Annotated in this window: 15 protein-coding genes, 2 pseudogenes and 1 riboswitch; of the genes and pseudogenes, 5 read left to right on the top strand and 12 right to left on the bottom strand. The window is 74.2% G+C overall.

The window, feature by feature from the left end; genetic code table 11:
- The first annotated feature begins 8 nt into the window (after positions 1–8).
- Positions 9–233, top strand: a complete 225-nt coding sequence (locus tag QK442_RS36410; RefSeq protein WP_349239683.1) for a transposase — start codon at positions 9–11, stop codon at positions 231–233.
- A gap of 303 nt (positions 234–536) precedes the next feature.
- Here the strand turns inward: QK442_RS36410 and QK442_RS26620 are convergent.
- The 4 genes and pseudogenes from QK442_RS26620 to QK442_RS26605 form a co-directional block, all read right to left on the bottom strand.
- Positions 537–689 (bottom strand): annotated as a pseudogene (locus tag QK442_RS26620) (IS5/IS1182 family transposase); the annotation flags it as partial.
- A gap of 382 nt (positions 690–1,071) precedes the next feature.
- Positions 1,072–1,968 (bottom strand): RNA polymerase sigma-70 factor, encoded by an 897-nt coding sequence (locus tag QK442_RS26615; RefSeq protein ID WP_282696604.1) that lies wholly within the window; start codon positions 1,966–1,968, stop codon positions 1,072–1,074.
- A gap of 51 nt (positions 1,969–2,019) precedes the next feature.
- Entirely contained in the window at positions 2,020–3,228 is a 1,209-nt protein-coding gene (locus tag QK442_RS26610; RefSeq protein WP_282696603.1) for an FAD-dependent oxidoreductase, read from the bottom strand.
- A 200-nt stretch (positions 3,229–3,428) separates the two neighbouring features.
- On the bottom strand, positions 3,429–4,325 hold the full coding sequence (locus QK442_RS26605; RefSeq protein WP_282696602.1) for a SigB/SigF/SigG family RNA polymerase sigma factor: 897 nt from the start codon (positions 4,323–4,325) through the stop codon (positions 3,429–3,431).
- 244 nt (positions 4,326–4,569) lie between these two features.
- Here QK442_RS26605 and QK442_RS26600 point away from each other — a divergent pair, with 244 nt between their 5' ends.
- Positions 4,570–4,869, top strand: coding sequence for a YkvA family protein (locus QK442_RS26600; protein WP_282696601.1), 300 nt, complete (start codon positions 4,570–4,572; stop codon positions 4,867–4,869).
- 48 nt (positions 4,870–4,917) lie between these two features.
- Here the strand turns inward: QK442_RS26600 and QK442_RS26595 are convergent, their stop codons facing one another.
- Entirely contained in the window at positions 4,918–5,184 is a 267-nt protein-coding gene (locus tag QK442_RS26595) for a DUF4235 domain-containing protein (protein ID WP_282696600.1), read from the bottom strand.
- 4 nt (positions 5,185–5,188) lie between these two features.
- A pseudogene (locus QK442_RS26590) lies at positions 5,189–5,470 on the bottom strand (ornithine decarboxylase); the annotation flags it as partial.
- Between the two features lie 543 nt (positions 5,471–6,013).
- Between QK442_RS26590 and QK442_RS26585 the strand changes: the two are divergent.
- Both QK442_RS26585 and QK442_RS26580 read left to right on the top strand, forming a co-directional pair.
- A complete protein-coding gene (locus tag QK442_RS26585) occupies positions 6,014–7,195 on the top strand; it encodes a glutamate--cysteine ligase (RefSeq protein WP_282696599.1) in 1,182 nt (393 codons plus the stop codon).
- 104 nt (positions 7,196–7,299) lie between these two features.
- The gene (locus tag QK442_RS26580) at positions 7,300–7,779 is read left to right on the top strand and encodes an ATP-binding protein (protein WP_282696598.1); all 480 of its coding nucleotides are present in this window, start codon (positions 7,300–7,302) and stop codon (positions 7,777–7,779) included.
- Here the strand turns inward: QK442_RS26580 and QK442_RS26575 are convergent.
- The 5 genes from QK442_RS26575 to QK442_RS26555 all read right to left on the bottom strand — a co-directional run bounded on the left by QK442_RS26575 (position 7,766) and on the right by QK442_RS26555 (position 12,869).
- Entirely contained in the window at positions 7,766–8,578 is an 813-nt protein-coding gene (locus QK442_RS26575) for an ABC transporter ATP-binding protein (protein WP_282696597.1), read from the bottom strand. The genes QK442_RS26580 and QK442_RS26575 overlap by 14 nt on opposite strands.
- Positions 8,575–9,609, bottom strand: coding sequence for an iron chelate uptake ABC transporter family permease subunit (locus tag QK442_RS26570; RefSeq protein ID WP_282696634.1), 1,035 nt, complete (start codon positions 9,607–9,609; stop codon positions 8,575–8,577). Before QK442_RS26570 ends, QK442_RS26575 begins: the two co-directional genes overlap by 4 nt.
- Positions 9,610–9,725: 116 nt before the next feature.
- The gene (locus QK442_RS26565) at positions 9,726–10,769 is read right to left on the bottom strand and encodes an ABC transporter substrate-binding protein (RefSeq protein ID WP_282696633.1); all 1,044 of its coding nucleotides are present in this window, start codon (positions 10,767–10,769) and stop codon (positions 9,726–9,728) included.
- A gap of 87 nt (positions 10,770–10,856) precedes the next feature.
- A riboswitch (cobalamin riboswitch) is annotated at positions 10,857–10,980 on the bottom strand.
- Positions 10,981–11,056: 76 nt separating this feature from the next.
- A complete protein-coding gene (locus QK442_RS26560) occupies positions 11,057–11,902 on the bottom strand; it encodes a class II fructose-bisphosphate aldolase (RefSeq protein ID WP_282696596.1) in 846 nt (281 codons plus the stop codon).
- 16 nt (positions 11,903–11,918) lie between these two features.
- The gene (locus QK442_RS26555) at positions 11,919–12,869 is read right to left on the bottom strand and encodes a sugar isomerase (protein WP_282696595.1); all 951 of its coding nucleotides are present in this window, start codon (positions 12,867–12,869) and stop codon (positions 11,919–11,921) included.
- A 152-nt stretch (positions 12,870–13,021) separates the two neighbouring features.
- On the opposite strand from QK442_RS26555, the gene QK442_RS26550 reads away from it, so the two are divergent.
- Positions 13,022–13,825: a DeoR/GlpR family DNA-binding transcription regulator gene (locus QK442_RS26550; RefSeq protein WP_282696594.1), complete on the top strand. Its 804-nt coding sequence runs from the start codon at positions 13,022–13,024 to the stop codon at positions 13,823–13,825.
- A 63-nt stretch (positions 13,826–13,888) separates the two neighbouring features.
- On the opposite strand, the gene QK442_RS26545 is transcribed toward QK442_RS26550, so the two are convergent.
- Positions 13,889–14,908, bottom strand: coding sequence for an NEW3 domain-containing protein (locus QK442_RS26545; protein WP_282696593.1), 1,020 nt, complete (start codon positions 14,906–14,908; stop codon positions 13,889–13,891).
- Position 14,909 lies beyond the last annotated feature (1 nt).

Below are 14,909 nucleotides of genomic sequence, written 5' to 3'. Positions count from 1 at the left end.
GGGCGTGGGTGCCGATCCGTCGACGCGTCTGGTTCCTGCGGAGCTCTGGGGCGGCCGCTCCGTTGCTGCCGTCGTTCGCTGCTCGTCCGCAAGGCGGTGGAACCGCTCCGTGCGACGCGCGGGCCGTGTCCGCGGCAGTGGTGTACGCGCTGACCGGCGGCGGTGCCTGGCCGGATCTGCCGCCGACGTCCGGCGCGCCGCCCGCCACCGCGCATCGCCGCTTCACGGTGTGAACCGGGGCCGGCCTGCGGCGTCGGCCCGTCGGACGCCGCGCGGACAAGGCGTACTTCTTCGTCGGACACCTGGCCTAGCTGCGCGAGCGCGGCCGGCATCGAGTCCGGCGGGCGCCTCGGTCGGCAGCGCTGGAAGACCGAGCGGTCGCTCGCCCGGCTCCTCGGCCACCGTCGCCTCACCGCCCGATACGAACGGAAGGGCCTGCACTTCCTCGCCTTCCTCGACTTGGCCGCCCTACGAGACTGCGCGAGCGCGATCCGGAGGCCGTCCAGCCGGAGACGTACCGCTCGGCCAAGCACCGTCCGAACGTTCACCCCGTGCCGTTGATGCTTGTGGGAGTGGTCCGCGCGTGAGTCGCCGACCCGGTCGTACTTGGCGAGGCTGCCGTCCAGCGGAATGAAGTCGGGGTCGGCCTCGCGCAGGGTCTTCAGCAGGCCCGGTGCTCGTTCGGCGAGAGGCCGAGGGCCGCGCTGGTGCGGGTGCGGGGCCGCATCAGCGCCGTCCGCCCGGTGGGCGTCGTCGATGACGCCCACGACTGGTTCGAGATCGTGGCCCGGTTCCAGGCCCGAGGCCCCCGGCCAGGGCCGATCCGGGCCCGCTCGTAGACGGTGAGGATAGGCCACCCCGCAGGCCGAGTCCCTCCCGCAGCAGCCGTGCCGCCGCCTCCGGCGAGGGCGTGACGCGCGCGGCCCGGCCCTCGGCCACCCGCCGGCGGTGGGCCGGCGGGTCCACGTCCTCGGGGGCGACACACAGCACGTGGCCCGGTGCCCCCGCCCCGCCTCCCGTGCGGCGGGGCGGAGGTCGGGGCCGGCCTCCGCGGCGTGGGCGCGTGGGTGTTCAGCGGAGGGTGAGGGGGGTCGTGGAGGTGACGTGGGACAGTTTCTCGGGGTTGCGGACGTAGTAGAGACCGGCGATGCGGCCGTCCTCGACGCTGACCGCCATGACGCCGTCGATCTCGCCGTCCAGGCGGACGAGGAACGCCGGGCTGCCGTTGATCACGGTCGGTTCGACGCCGATCGTGCCACCGACCTTGCCGATGCCGCCGGCGAACATCCGGGACACCCGCTCGGCGCCGGTGACCGGACGCAGCGCGGCGTGCTTGACGCCGCCGCCGTCGCTGATCAGGACGACCCCGGGGGCGAGGACCTCCAGGAGGGCCTGCGGGTCCCCGGTCTCGACGGCCCGCCGGAACGACTCCAGGGCCGCCCGGCCCTCCTGCGAGGAGACCGCTCGGCGGGGGCGGCGCGCCTCGACGTGCCGGCGGGCGCGGTGGGCGATCTGGCGGACGGCCGCGGGGCTTCTGTCGACGGCGGCCGCGATCTCGTCGTATCCGACGTCGAAGACCTCGCGCAGCACGAAGACGGCCCGCTCGGTCGGTGACAGCGTCTCCAGGACGAGCATCAGCGCCATCGACACGGACTCGGCGAGCTCGACGTCCTCGGCCACGTCCGGCGCGGTGAGCAGCGGCTCGGGCAGCCAGGGGCCGACGTACGCCTCCCGGTGGCGCTTGATGGTGCGCAGCCGGTTGAGCGCCTGACGGGTGGTGCTGCGGACGAGGTACGCCCGCGGGTCGCGGACCTGTCCCCGGTCGGCCCTGACCCACTGCAGCCAGGTCTCCTGGAGGACGTCCTCGGCGTCCGACGCCGAGCCCAGTACCTCGTAGGCGACGGTGAAGAGCAGGTTGCGGTGGACGAGGAACGCCTCGGTCACCTGTTCGACGGCCTCGTCGCTCATCTCTCGTCCCCTCTCCTCGTCCCTCGGGAGATCGTCGCGGCACCGCACCGGTCAGACCGCCCGGTCGGCGGCGGCCGGAGCGTCGACGCCCTGGGTACGCAGCAGCTCCCGGCGCTTGGCGACGCCACCCGGCGCGCGGTGCAGGCGGAACGAACCGGGCTTGCGCGCCTCTCCGGACAGGTGCCCGGGGATGCTCTTGCAGACCATTTCCTTGATCCGGGCGCCCATGCCTTCGTCGACGTGCAACCACACGGCGACGTCGGACCGGTTGGCGAACTGGTAGATGCCCGCCTTCCGCCCCAGGCTGATGCACTGGGCGTAGAACCCCTGGTGGATGTGGTCCGGCTGCTCGCCCGCGAGCCGGCTGAGCAGCGTGTCGGCGGCCCGCGCGCCCAGCGGCGTCGCGTTCAGGCAGCTCATCCGCAGCGGCAGGCCGGACGGTGCCGCCGAGTCCCCGGCCGCGAGGATGCGGTCGTCGTCCACGCTCGTCAGCGTCTCGTCCGTGAGCAGGCGGCCCGCGGCGTCGGTGCTCAGCCCGCTGCGCGCGGCCAGGTCCGGGACGCCGAAGCCGACGGTCCAGACGGTGACCTCGCTCGGCAGCTCACGGCCGTCCGCGAGCCGCACGGTGTCGTGGGTCACCACCGTCACCTTCGCGTCGGAGCCGTCGACGACCGTCGCCCCGAGCGCGGCCAGCCGCTTCGCGACCGAGCGCCGGCCCCGGGTGTGCAGATACGGTCCGAGGACGCCGCCGCAGACCAGGGTGACCCTGCGCCCCTGCTCCGCCAGCTCGGCGGCGGTCTCGATCCCGGTGGGACCGGCCCCGACCACCGTCACCGGGGCCGTCGCGGGCGTGGCGTCGAGGACCGCGCGCAGCCGCCGGGCCTCCTCCAGGGTGGCGAGCGGATGGGCGAACTCGGCCGCCCCGGGCACCTCCGGTACGGCGCTGCCGCTGCCGACGGCGTAGATCAGGTAGTCGTAGTCGAGCGTGCCGCCGGCCGCCAGCGCCACGCCGCGCCCGGCCGCGTCGATCCGGGTCACGGCGTCGACCACCAGCCGGACGCGCTCGGACAGGACGTCCTCGTAGGCGACGACCGCGTCGTGGGATCCGCCCACCAGCTGGTGCAGACGGACCCGGTGGACGAAGTCCGGGCGCGGGTTGACCAGCGTCAGGGTCACGTCCTCGCGCTGCGTCAGCCGGTTCGCGGCCATCACGCCCGCGTATCCGCCCCCGACCACGACCACATGCGTGTTCCCCGTCATGATGCCTCCTCCGGTTCCAGGTGTTCGCCCTTAAGTCACCGCCTCCTCGTCCGCTGTGACACGATGTGAACCAGATCACTCCGATGGGTGTCGCGGGTCTGCCGCAGGACGCGAAGAGCCCCGGCGTTCGCCGGGGCTCTTGCGGCTGCTCGGATCGCGCACCGCCGGTCGGTCAGTCGGTCCGCCGGCCAGTCGGGCCGTCAGTCCGTCGTCTCGTCGACGAGCAGGCCGGTCCTGAGCTCGTCGAGGATGCGGGCGAGGATGCGGGAGACGTGCATCTGGGAGAGGCCGACGCGGCGGCCGATCTCGGCCTGGGTCAGTTCCTGACCGAAGCGGAGGGAGAGGATCTCGCGGTCGCGGTCGTCGAGGTGGGCGATCAGCGGCTGGAGGGATTCGAGGTCGTCGATCAGTTCGTAGGCGGGTTCGGTGACGGCGGCGCGGCGGCCCGCGGTGCCCTCCGGGGCGCGCGAGTCGTCGTCGGCGTCGCCCACGGGGGCGTCGAGGGAGTGGACGGTGTGCGCGTGGGCGGCCAGTTCCGCCTCGGCGACCTCCGCCTCGGTCAGGTCGAGCCGGCCCGCCAGCTCCGCGCGGCTGGGCCGGTGGCCCGAGGACTGTTCGAGGGCGTCGCTCGCCTTGGCCAGGTCGATGCGGAGTTCCTGCATGCGGCGGGGGACGTGGACGGCCCAGCCGGTGTCACGGAAGAAGCGTTTCATCTCGCCGACCACGGTCGGCAGCGCGAAGGTGGAGAAGTCGGTGCCGCGGCCGGGGTCGAAGCGGTCGATCGCCTTGATCAGGCCGATGGTGCCGACCTGGATGATGTCCTCCGTCGGTTCGGGCCGGCCGCGGAAACGGCGGGCGGCGAACTTCACCAGGCTCAGGTTCAGCTCGATCAGCGTGCCGCGCAGGTAGGCGTGCTCGGGGGTTCCTTCGTCGAGTTCGGCCAACCGCTCGAAGAGTGCCGCGGACAGGGTGCGGGCGTCGTCGGTGGAGACGGCTGTGGGGCGTTCCGGCGCGGGCAGGCCGCCGAGCGCGCGGCTGCGGACGGCCGCTGCCTGATGGGGGTCGCGGCGCCGGATGGTGGTTCGGCCGGTGGTCATGGGACTCCTCCCGGGGTTCCGGCGGACCGGCGCCGTCCGGAAGGAGCAGGGCGCGGCCCGACGGTGGAATGTCCCTGAAAACGTCTGCCTAGGGTGCTGCGGAGAGGGCCTCCGGGGGGCGGAGGGCTGTACTCCGAGTTTCCGCCCCTGCGACATATACGTCAATAATTACCTGAAAGTCATCTCGTGTGATCGACAGGGGCGGCGACGGCCGCCGACACCGGCTCGCGCGTACTCTGGCCGGATGGACGGCACGAGCGTGTTCTGGTGGGTGGCCGCGGCGGTGGTCGTCGCGGCCACCCTGGCGGTGGCGGTCGTCCTGGCCGTACGTCTGGTCCGGGCGCGCAGGCTGCTCGGCGACTCCGGCATCCCGATGTCCCGCAAGGTGCTCTTCTGGGGCGCCCTGCTCTACCTGGTCAGCCCGGCAGACCTGCTGCCCGACCCCGTGCTCCTCGACGACATCGGCATCCTGCTGGCAGCGCTCCGCTCCCTGAAGCAGGCCGGAGCGCGCGCGGACGCGCGGGAACCCGGCGGGACGGGCTGACCGGGCCCCAGGGGCCGTGCCCTTCCGGCCCTCGCCCCGCGCGGGCCGTCAGCCCGGCCACGTACCCGTCAGACGCCGGGTGGCGACGGCCCCGGAGCGCTCCACGGCGGCCTTGACCACCGCGAAGATCGCGCCCTGGAGGGCCGAGGCCACCAGGATCTCCTTCCACGCGCGGTCCTCGTCCGTCGAGTGGGGCGCGTCGTCGTCGTGCCCCAGCAGTTTCCACGCCTGCTTGAAGACCACGCCGGCGATCAGACCGCTCGTGGCGCCGAGCGCGAGCCCCACCGGCTTGTAGGCGATCTTTCCCTTGTTCATCCGTTCACTCCTCCGCCGTGACGCGTACGGTCCCGGCCTCGGGGTCGGCGGCGTCCGGGACGACCGTTCCCGCCTCGACGCCGCTGCGCAGACAGCGCAGGACCTCGGAGGCCGGCCTTTCCCCGGGCGGCGCGGCCGGGATGCCGGGAGGGCAGGGCGTCAGCATCTCCGTGCTCACACGGCCCACGGCCTTCCCCCACGGCACCTGCTCGGCCCGCCCGAAGAAGGCGTCGCGCGGCAGCGTCACCCGCTCCAGCCGGGGCCGGGCGGGATCCGGCACCTCCACCACGGCGACCCTGACGTCGGACCGGAGCACGGCCTCGCCGAGGACCACCCGCCCGCGCGGGTCGGCGCCCCGCCCCTGTGTGTGGCCGGGCGGGGTGAAGGGGGTCTGGTTCTCGGCGTGGTACGAGACGAGCGCGTCGAGCACGGGTGCCTGTGAGTGATCCATGCCCCTGCGGCTTCCCCGGGAGGCCGGGGAACACGCGGAAGGATCTCGTACGGCCCACCCCGACCCGGGCACGGGAGCGGGCGCGCCCGGCCCTCACCCACCGCGTCCGGCCCTCACCCACCGCGTCCGGCCCTCACCCACCGCGTCCGGCCGTCACCCACCGCACCCGCTCCTCGACCGGGAGTCCGTTCCGCTACCGGGAGTCGCACCAGGAGCACGGCACGTCGGCGGTCCCGCTCCCCAGGCGCGCCCCACCCGACGGACCGGCCGGAGGAGGCATGGTTCGCGCGAGCCGGGGCATCCGGACGGGCACGAGGGACCCCGCCACCGGACTCCGGACCGCGCGGTGGGGAAGCAGCCCGACCGCAGGGAGTCACCGTGATCGTCCGCATCGGGGTCGAGGAAGAGTTCCACGTGATCGACATCGAGAGCGGGCAACTGGTGCCCCGAGCCGCCCTCCTGCTGCGAGCGCTGGAGCGCTACGGGGCCACCTTCACCGGGGAACTGCCGCAGTCCGTCGTGGAGTCGAACAGCGGGGTCCACGCGACCCTGGACGGACTCTTCGCCGACCTGACCACCACCCGCGCACGGCTCGACCGGGCGGCCGCCGCCGAGGGCCTCGCGGTCGCCGCGGCCGGCACCGCTCCCCTGGCGCGGCTCGGCGCCGTGCCGGCCGCCGACGTCCCGCGTTACGCGCACATGACCGGCGAGTACCGGCGGCTCGTGGACGAGCAGCTGATCTGCGGTGTCCACGTGCACGCCGACGTGCCCGACCGGGACACCGCGGTCCGCGCGATGTGCGCCGTCGCTCCCTGGCTGCCGGTCCTCCTGGCGCTGTCCGCGAGCTCGCCGTACTGGCTCGGCGAGGACACCGGGTACGCGAGCTGGCGCACCATGGTCTGGCAGCGCTGGCCCACCTCGGGCCAGCCCGCCTGCTTCCCCGACGCCGACGCGTACGACCGGACGGTGCGGGAGCTCGTCGACTCGGGCGTCATCAGCGACCCCGGCATGATCTACTACGACGTCCGCCCCTCCGCGCACCTGCCCACCCTCGAACTGCGCGTCTGCGACGCCTGCCCGAAGGCCGAGACGGTGGTGCTGATCGCCGCGCTCTACCGCGCCCTCGTGGCCGACGCCCTCGCGTGCCTCGCCGCCGCCGGGGAACCCGGCTGCGACGGGAACCACACCTGGCTGCGCGCGGCGAGCTGGCGCGCCGCCCGTTCCGGCATCGAGGGCGACCTCGTCGACCCCCTCACCCGCCTCCCCGCCCCCGCCCCCACGGTGGTGCGCGGCATGCTCCGTCACCTGCGCCCCGTCCTTGAGGCGTACGGCGACTGGACGGCCGTACGGATCCTCGCGGAGGAGGCCCTCGCCCGGGGCAGCGCCGCCGAGCGGCTGCGCGCCACCGCGGCCCGCGAGGACCTCCTGGCAGGAGTGGACCACCTCCTCGCGGAGACCCGGGGCCGGGCCCGTCCGGTCGCCGGCGACCGGCTCCCGCACCACCCTGCGAAGGTCCCGGCCGGCCTCCGGGACGGGCGTGCGGCGGCGCGAGCCCCGTGAACCCGGGCCGGCCGAGACGGCCGGTGTGGGAACGGTGAAGAGGGGAAGGCGGAGTACGAGGGGCCCAGCGCGCCCACCCAGCCGTACGAGGGGAGCACCGGGCCATGACGGACGCGATCACCGCGGAGCGCGCGGCACCGGCACCCCTGCTGTCCGCGAGCGCCGTCTACGGCGACGCGGCCGGCGGCGGCACGATCGCCTCCGCTCGCGCCCTCACCGCCGACTTCCTCGCGGCCGCCCCGGCCGTCCGGCACGGACCGGTGGCGGACGACCGCGTCGAGCTGGCGAGGCTGGTGGTCAGCGAGCTGGTGACCAACGCGGTCCTGCACACGGACGGCCCCTGCCGGCTGCTCCTCGAACTGCGCCGGGACGCCCTGGAGATCACGGTGTCCGACCGGGCGGCGGCCGCCCCCGTGCTCCGCGGCCACGACCCCCGCCGCATCGGACAGCACGGCGTCGAGATCGTCGTCGCCGTCTGCGAGAGCGTGACCGTGGAGCCGACCCCGGAGGGGAAGCGGGTCAGGGCGCGCCTCTCCCTCCTGCCCGACCCGCCGGGGCGGGGCGGCTCGTTCAGCCGCCCGTAGGGGCCGGGCCGAGGAAGCGGATGTGGGGGCGGCCGTCCGGGCCTGGCCGTGACACCGCCGCGCGTACGCCGTAGACGTCCGCGACGAGCCGCTCGGTGAGGACCTCCTCCGCCGGTCCCGCCGCCACCACCCGCCCGTCCCGCAGGACCACCAGGTGGTCGCAGTACATCGCCGCGAGGTTGAGGTCGTGCAGTGCCAGGACGGAGGTGAGGCGCAGCCCGGCGAGCAGGGCCAGGAGGTCCAGCTGGTGCTGGATGTCGAGGTGGTTCGTCGGCTCGTCGAGCAGCAGCTCGCGCGGTTCCTGGGCGAGGGCGCGGGCGATCTGGACGCGCTGCCGCTCACCGCCGGAGAGGGTGCGCCAGGTCCGGTGGGCCCGGTCGGTGAGCCCGGTGCGGGCGAGGGCGGAGCGTACGGCCTCCTCGTCGGCGGCCGTCGACGGCGCCCACGCCCGGCGGTGCGGGATCCGGCCGAGTCGTACGGCGTCCGCGACGGTGAGGTCGACCTGGGTGTCGGCGTGCTGTTCGACGACGGCGACGCGCCGGGCGAGCGCGCGGCGCGGAACGGCCTCCAGCGAGGCGCCGTCCAGGGTGACGACACCGGCGTCCGGCGCGAGGACGCCGGACAGGATCCGCAGGAGGGTGGACTTCCCCGAGCCGTTCGGTCCGAGCAGCCCGGTGAGCGTGCCGGGGCGCGGCGCGATGGTCACGCCGTCCAGGACGAGCGCGCCGCCGGCGGTGCGGGAGACGCGGTCGGCCCGCAGCCCCGTTCCGCTCCCGGTACGCGTCGTGGTCTCGGTCATCGGACGCTCCGGGTGCGGTACAGGACGAGGACGAAGGCGGGGACGCCGACGAGCGAGGTCACCACGCCGACCGGGACCTCCTGCGGATCGAGGACGGTACGGGCGAGGGTGTCGGCCCACACCAGGAAGACCGCCCCGGCCAGGGCGGCCAGGGGCAGCAGCCGGGCGTGACCGGGACCGGCGAGGGCGCGGACCGCGTGCGGCAGGACCAACCCGACGAAGCCGATCGCGCCGGCCGACGAGACCAGGACGGCGGTGAGCAGGGCGGTGACCGAGAGGAGGACCAGACGGGTCCGCGCCACCGGGACGCCGAGCGTCGCCGCCGCGTCCTCGCCGAACGCGAAGGCGTCGAGGGTACGGGCGTGCCCGCCGCAGACCAGCAGCGCCACGGCGAGGACGGCGGCGCACACGCCGACGTCCGCCCAGCCGGCGCCGGTGAGCGAACCGAGCAGCCAGAAGAGGACCCCGCGGGTGGTCTCGGCGTCGGCGGCGGTCATGACCACGAAGGAGGTGAGCGCCGAGAAGAGCTGCATCGCCGCGACCCCCGCCAGGACCACGCGGTCCGTCGCCCCGCCCAGGGTGTGGCTCAGGAGCAGGACCAGGGCGAAGGAGCAGAGGGCGCCCAGGAAGGCACCGCCCGCGACGGACACCAGACCGCCGCCCACGCCGAGGACGACGACTGCGACGGCGCCGGTCGAGGCGCCGGAGGAGACACCGAGGACGAACGGGTCGGCGAGCGGGTTGCGCAGCAGGGACTGCATCACCGCGCCGCACACGGCGAGCCCCGCCCCGCACACGGCCGCCAGGAGTGTCCGGGGCAGCCGCAGGTCCCAGACGATCCCGTCCCGGATGGGGCTGAGACCGGACGGGGCCCCGCCTAGGTGGGAGACGACCACGGACCAGGTGTCGGCGACGCGGAGGTCGGCCGGCCCGACGGTGACGGCGAGGGCGACGGAGAGGCACAGCAGGACGATCCCGACGGCCCCGGCGAGCGGCGTGACCGCCGACGAGGAGCGGGAGATGCGGCGGATCCGCGGGCTCCGGGAAGCGACCTCCCCGGAGTCGGCGGGCGACCCCGTACGGTCAGGAGATCCCGTACCGGTGGGCGATCCCGCGCGGCCGGGAGGCTCTGCGCGGCCCGGGCGGCTCACTTCGCGAGTCCGTACGTCCGCAGCGCGGCCGCCACCTTCTCGATGCCCTCCACGGTGCGGATCGTGGGGTTCATGGCCTGGCCGCTGAGCACCACGTACCGCTTCTTCCGCACCGCGCTCATGTTCCGGGTGACCGGGTGCGACTCCAGGAACTCGATCTTCTTCGCGGCGCTCTCGGCCGACTGGGCCCGGCGGGTCAGATCGGCGATCACCAGCACGTCGGGATCGCGGTCGGCGACCGTCTCCCAGTTGATCTGCGGCCACTCCTCCTTCGTGTCGTCGAAGACGTTCTTCACCCCGAGCGCCCGGCTGACGATCCCGGGGGCGCCGCAGCACCCGGCCATGTACGGCCCCTGCGAGTCGGAGAACCAGTAGAGGACGGACGCGTCGCCGAAGTCGGAGCCCGCCGTGGCCTTCTCCACCCGGGCGCGGAGCTCCCCGACGAGCTTCTCGCCGCGCTCCGGCACGCCGAACACCCGGGCCAGGTCGCGGATCTCGCCGTACACGGTGTCCATGGTCAGCGGCGCGGTCCGCACGCCGTCGCCGTCCCCGCTGTTGTCCTTGCCGACGCAGTCGGCGGGGGAGAGGTACGTGGGCACGCCGAGCTTGGTGAACTGCTCGCGGGGCGCCACCCCGCCCTTGCCCAGCGTGTAGAGGAAGGAGGCGCTGACGAAGTCGGGCTCGGTGTCGAGCACCTTCTCGAAGGACGGGTAGCGCTCGGCGAGCCGCGGGACCGAGGCGTTCGCCTTCTCAAGTCCCTTGAGGACGGGGTCCGTCCAGGTGGCGGTGCCCGCCATGCGGTCGGCGAGCCCGAGGGAGAGCAGGATCTCGGCCGACCCCTGGTCGAGGGCGACGGCCCGGCGGGGCGCGCGGTCGACCTCGACCCGCTGACCGCAGTTGTCGAGGGTGACCCGCTGGTGGCCGGAGTCCGGCCGCTTCGCCTCGGAGGGGGCGGCGGGGCCGCCGGTTCCGCAGCCGGCCAGGAGGACGGCGCAGGCGACGGCCGGCACGGCGGAACGGACGGGATGCGCGTGGGGCATGGAGGAGTCCTCTGCGTCACGGCTCATGCGCGGAGCCTGTCGTACGGTGCTCCCCGGACGACGGCGTACGACGCCGGGGCCGCCAGCAGGTCTTCGGACTCGGGATCCTCCGGACGGAGCGCCTTCCCAGACCCCTCGGGGCCCAGTGGCCGATGCTCCGCCCGTCACCCTCACCGCTGCGCGTCAGCTCCGGATTCCCACCGGATTCCCTGACCCGTGCGCATGCCGCTTCGACACGCGCAGAGGTACGACTGGCCCGCGCAAGCTACCACAGGAGGACCACGCCCCTACCGGGGCCGGTCGCCCGCGAGCACGCACAGGAGACGTGCCACCTCGTCCGCCACGGCGGCGCGCGCGGGATCGAGGTACCTGCGGGGGTCGACCGTGTCGGGGTTGCCGTCGAGGTGGCGGCGTACGGCACCGGTGAAGGCCTTGTTGAGGTGCGTGGAGACGTTCACCTTGGTCATCCCGGCGGCGACCGCCCTGACCAGACCGTCGTCGTCGACGCCGGAGGAGCCGTGCAGGACGAGCGGGGCGGCGATCGCGGCCCGCAGCCGCGCGATGAGGCCGAAGTCCAGGACGGCGTCGCGGGTGAGCATGGCGTGGGAGCTGCCGACGGCGACCGCCAGGGCGTCCACCCCGGTCGCGGCGACGAAGGCCCCCGCCTCGTCCGGGTCCGTACGGACGCCCGGGGCGTGGGCGCCGTCCTTGCCGCCGACCTCGCCCAGCTCCGCCTCGACCCACACGCCCGCCCGGTGGCAGTGGGCGGTGATCTCGCGCGTCGCCGCCACGTTCTCGTCGTAGGGGAGCTTCGAGGCGTCGAACATCACGGAGGTGAGGCCGAGTTCGACGGCCTGGTGGACCAGGTCGGCCGATTCCGCGTGGTCGAGGTGGACCGCCACCGGGACGGACGCGCCGTCGGCCAGGGCGAGCGACGCCAGGGCTATCGGGGCGAGCGCACCGTGGTAGCGGGCGGTGTTCTCGCTGATCTGGAGGATGACGGGCAGTCCGGCCCGCTCCGCCCCGGCGACGATGGCCTCGGCGTGCTCGATCTGCACGACGTTGAACGCACCGACCCCGGAGATTCCCGCGTACGCGGGCGCGACGATCTCATGGGTGGTCGACAGGGGCATGGGTTCCCTCCTCCTCTCACGCGCGCGGAGCCTTGAGGACCACGGACCGGGTCAGGTTGCGGGGCCGGTCGGGGTCGTAGCCGCGCGCCTCGGCGAGCCGGACGGCCAGGCGCTGGACCAGGATCAGGTCCGCCAGGGGGTCGAGGGCGTCGGAGCCGTCGCCGGACCCGGCGACGAACGTCCCCCCGACACGGGCGACGTCGTCGGCGAGCCCGGCCGGGGGCCGGCCGAACAACCAGGCCACACGGCCGGGGCCGGTGATGCTGATCGGCCCGTGCCGGTACTCCATGGCCGGGTAGGACTCGGTCCACGCCCCGGCGGCCTCGCGCATCTTCAGACCCGCCTCCAGCGCCAGACCGTAGGTCCAGCCGGTGCCCAGGAAGGTGAACTGCTCCGCGGCGCGCACGGCGGGGGCCAGGTCCCGGGCGATCGCCTTCCGGGCGTCGGCGACGGCCTCGTCGAGGGGGCGCACGCCCGCCGGGAGGGCGTCCTCCGCCTCCAGGTGGGCGCGCAGCAGCGCCAGTACCGTCGTGGCGAAGCGGGTCTGCACCACCGACTCCTCGTCGGCGAAGTCGAGTACGGCGACCTCGTCGGCCACGCGCATGACCGGGGTCCGCGGGTCGGCGGTGAGAGCCCCCGTGGGGACGGAGCCCTTCAGCCGGCGCAGGAGGTCCAGGACCTCGGTGGTGGTGCCGGAGCGGGTGATCGCGAGCACGCGGTCGTAGCGGCGGCCGTGCGGGAACTCCGAGGCGGCGAAGGCGTCCGTCTCACCGTGACCGCCGAGCTCGCGGAGCGAGGCGTAGGCCAGGGCCATGAACCACGAGGTGCCGCAGCCGACGACGGCGACGCGCTCACCGCGGCGGGGCAGGACCGACGCGTGGCGGCCCGGCGATTCCTTCGCCCGCGCCCAGGTGTCCGGCTGCGAGGCGATCTCGAGCGCGGTGCGGGACGACGCTGTGGTGGTCATGGCACGACTCCTCAGGACAGGCCCGTACAGGAAACCGTCATGCGTGAAAACGCGCACACAGGGCGACCTCCGAGCATTTTCGAGCAGATTCGATGCGAGGAGTATGGTGGACGGGCAGCGCGTGGGTCCAGAGGCCGAAGGAGTTCCGAGCCATGTCCAAAGGCGAGCGGTGGCATGCTCTGTTGGAGATGCTGGCCGCCGAGGGCAGGCTGGACGTCGAGGAGACCGCCGCCGCCCTGGACGTCTCCTCCGCGACGATCCGGCGGGACCTCGACGAACTGGCGGAGCAGCGGATGCTGGTCAGGACGAGGGGCGGGGCCGTCGCGCACGGCGTCTCGTACGAACTGCCCCTGCGCTACAAGTCCTCCCGGCACGCCACGGAGAAGCAGCGCATCGCGGCCGCCGCCGTCGAACTCGTCGGGGACGGGGACGTCGTGGGGCTCAACGGGGGGACGACCACCACCGAGGTGGCCCGCGCGCTGTCCCTGCGGGCCGCCGGGGGGCGGCGGGGCGCGCCGGCGACGGACGGCACGGCGCCCGTCTTCACCGTGGTGACCAACGCCCTCAACATCGCCGGTGAACTCGCCGTGCGGCCCCAGGTGAAGCTCGTGGTCACCGGCGGAGTGGCCCGCCCCCAGACGTACGAGCTGGTCGGCCCCCTGACGGCGGGGGTGCTCAACGAGGTCGTCCTCGACGTCGCGGTCCTGGGCGTCGACGGGCTCGATCCCCGGCTCGGCGTGATGACCCGGCAGGAGGACGAGGCGAGCATCAGCCGCCTGTTCGCCGAACGCGCCCAGCGGGTCGTCGTGGTCACCGACTCGTCGAAGCTGGGCAAGCGGGCCTTCGCCCGGATCTGCGGACTCGACGCCGTCGACGTCGTGGTCACCGACTCGGCGGCCCCCGCGGACCTCGTCGCCCGCCTCGACGGCATCGGCATCAAGGTGGTCACGGTCTGAGGACCCGTGTCCTCCGCCGGCCGTGTCCTCCGCCGACTGACGGAGGGCACGGAGGCCGGGAGGTCAGGGGGCGATGGCCATGTCGAACAGATGGATGTTGCCGTTGTTCGGCAGCACCACGAACTCCACCCGCTTGGCGGGGTCGAGCGGGATCGCGTGGGCGAAGACCCGGTACGCGATGCCGGCGTTCCCGTATCCGCTCGGCCTGTTGCGTCCGTCGCTCGACGCCACCAGGGTCGCCCCGTGGGCGTTCACCGGATCGAACGACCAGTTCGGGAAGCCGAACGAGCCGGTACCGCTCGTCCCGTCGGTGTAGTACACGGTCGCGGTGCCCGAGGCCCCGCCGGTGACGCCCGAGCCGAGCAGGACGAGCCTGCTGCCGCTGCCGTCCAGGGCGATGGCCTGCCCGGTGGTGGAGACGTTGCCCGGGGTGCCGCTGGGGACGTCCGGCCAGCGCAGTTCCGCGCCCAGGGCGTGCACCGTCGCGCCGGGCCGCAGTCCGACGTCGGCGAGCTTCTGCGCGGAGAAGCTGTTGCCCTCGCCGTCGTAATCGCCGGGCGCGGTGTCGCTCTCGTCGGTCACCCCCACGTTGTCGTACGCGGCGGCCAGGTCCGCCAGGGGAGTGCCGCTGCGCTGCGTCCTGGTGACGGTGGCGGAGCCGGCCCCGTCACCGCCGCGGTACGTCGCGGTCGCGGTGAACGTCCGGACGGTGAAGCCGGAGCGCCGCTCCGGCACCTGGATCCGGAAGACGGCCTCGGCGGTGGCGCCCCGGGCCAGGGAGCCGTCCACCCGGACGGCGGAGGGCTGGACGGCCCAGCCGGCCGGCCCTCCGAAGGTGACCTCCAGCGCGCGCATCCGGTCGGGACCGGTGTTGGTGACGGTCACCTTCACCGTCGATATGGCGGGCCCGTCGAGATCGACGGGGGAGAGGGCCATCCGCGTCCCCGTCTCCGCCGCGGTGACCGCGGCGGGCGCGCTCCCCGGGGCGGTGGCGGTGGCGGTGGCGGTCGAGGCAGGGAGGAGGAAGAGCGCGCCCGCCACGGCCATGGCGCCGAGCGATCCGATCAGTCGTGCTGGTCTCACG

It is taken from the genome of Streptomyces sp. CC208A (genome assembly GCF_030010625.1).
Classification (GTDB): Bacteria; Actinomycetota; Actinomycetes; order Streptomycetales; family Streptomycetaceae; genus Streptomyces.
This window is presented reverse-complemented; position numbering and strand designations above follow the sequence as displayed.

Excerpts from the sequence above, each read along its gene's own strand:
- QK442_RS26610 (WP_282696603.1), bottom strand. The coding sequence starts at position 3,228 with ATGACGGGGAACACGCATGTGGTCGTGGTCGGGGGCGGATACGCGGGC.
- QK442_RS26555 (WP_282696595.1), bottom strand. The coding sequence starts at position 12,869 with ATGACCACCACAGCGTCGTCCCGCACCGCGCTCGAGATCGCCTCGCAG.
- QK442_RS26575 (WP_282696597.1), bottom strand. The coding sequence starts at position 8,578 with ATGACCGAGACCACGACGCGTACCGGGAGCGGAACGGGGCTGCGGGCC.
- QK442_RS26615 (WP_282696604.1), bottom strand. The coding sequence starts at position 1,968 with ATGAGCGACGAGGCCGTCGAACAGGTGACCGAGGCGTTCCTCGTCCAC.
- QK442_RS26595 (WP_282696600.1), bottom strand. The coding sequence starts at position 5,184 with ATGAACAAGGGAAAGATCGCCTACAAGCCGGTGGGGCTCGCGCTCGGC.
- QK442_RS26560 (WP_282696596.1), bottom strand. The coding sequence starts at position 11,902 with ATGCCCCTGTCGACCACCCATGAGATCGTCGCGCCCGCGTACGCGGGA.
- QK442_RS26550 (WP_282696594.1), top strand. The coding sequence starts at position 13,022 with ATGTCCAAAGGCGAGCGGTGGCATGCTCTGTTGGAGATGCTGGCCGCC.
- QK442_RS26580 (WP_282696598.1), top strand. The coding sequence starts at position 7,300 with ATGACGGACGCGATCACCGCGGAGCGCGCGGCACCGGCACCCCTGCTG.
- QK442_RS26565 (WP_282696633.1), bottom strand. The coding sequence starts at position 10,769 with ATGCCCCACGCGCATCCCGTCCGTTCCGCCGTGCCGGCCGTCGCCTGC.
- QK442_RS26600 (WP_282696601.1), top strand. The coding sequence starts at position 4,570 with ATGGACGGCACGAGCGTGTTCTGGTGGGTGGCCGCGGCGGTGGTCGTC.
- QK442_RS26605 (WP_282696602.1), bottom strand. The coding sequence starts at position 4,325 with ATGACCACCGGCCGAACCACCATCCGGCGCCGCGACCCCCATCAGGCA.